We start from the raw sequence: 232 nt of genomic DNA on the forward strand, positions 1-232 counted from the left end.
CGAAGAAAAATATCTTGTAAACTTCGAATATATGGGACAGGACATCCGGACTGTGGATATTGACTGCGGACAATTCGTAAATCTTCTCAAGCGTGGCAGGATAGAGGGTCACAAGGTAGATGACAAGAGCGAACCTCTTGAAAATGCTGTGTTCGGTCTGTTTACTACCGACTGTGTGAAGTTCAGCAGAGATACTGCAATAATGACTGCCGCCTCAGATGAGAATGGCTGT

At 44.8% G+C, this 232-nt stretch carries 1 protein-coding gene; it reads left to right on the top strand.

The window, feature by feature from the left end:
- Positions 1–31 precede the first annotated feature (31 nt).
- Positions 32–232, top strand: a 201-nt coding sequence (locus QVO88_RS11150; RefSeq protein WP_288178028.1) for a hypothetical protein, incomplete at its 3' end; no start/stop codon positions are given.

Source organism: Ruminococcus sp. CAG:57 (genome assembly GCF_000435935.1).
GTDB classification, from domain to species: domain Bacteria; phylum Bacillota; class Clostridia; order Oscillospirales; family Ruminococcaceae; genus Hominimerdicola; species Hominimerdicola aceti.